Annotated in this window: 1 protein-coding gene; it reads left to right on the forward strand. The window is 69.3% G+C overall.

Annotation, left to right across the window (positions count from 1 at the left end; all coding sequences use genetic code 11):
* Positions 1-709: adenosylhomocysteinase (locus AB4039_RS42290; RefSeq protein ID WP_442273316.1), on the forward strand; the 709-nt coding region annotated here is incomplete at both ends.

Genomic DNA, 709 nt, shown 5'->3' on the forward strand with positions numbered 1-709 from the left:
CTTTCCCTTGCCGCCTTCGGCCGCAAGGAGATCACCCTGGCCGAGCACGAGATGCCGGGTCTGATGTCGATCCGCCGGGAGTACGCCGAGGCGCAGCCGCTGGCCGGCGCCCGGATCACCGGTTCGCTGCACATGACCGTGCAGACCGCGGTCCTGATCGAGACCCTCGTCGCCCTGGGCGCCGACGTCCGCTGGGCCTCCTGCAACATCTTCTCCACCCAGGACCACGCGGCCGCGGCCATCGCCGTGGGCCCGAACGGCACCCCGGAGAACCCGCAGGGCGTCCCCGTCTTCGCCTGGAAGGGCGAGACGCTGGAGGAGTACTGGTGGTGCACGGAGCAGGCGCTGACCTGGCCGAACACCCCCACCGGCGGCCCGAACATGATCCTCGACGACGGTGGCGACGCCACCCTCCTGGTCCACAAGGGCGTCGAGTTCGAGAAGGCCGGCGCGGCTCCGGACCCGTCCACCGCGGACTCCGAGGAGTACGCGCACATCCTCACGCTCCTCAACCGCACCCTCGGTGAGGCCCCGCAGAAGTGGACGCAGCTCGCGTCCGAGATCCGCGGCGTGACGGAGGAGACCACCACCGGTGTCCACCGTCTCTACGAGATGATGGCCGAGGGCACCCTGCTGTTCCCGGCGATCAACGTGAACGACGCCGTGACGAAGTCGAAGTTCGACAACAAGTACGGCTGCCGCCACTCGC

The sequence above is a fragment of the Streptomyces sp. M-16 genome, assembly GCF_052114405.1.
Classification (GTDB): Bacteria; Actinomycetota; Actinomycetes; order Streptomycetales; family Streptomycetaceae; genus Streptomyces.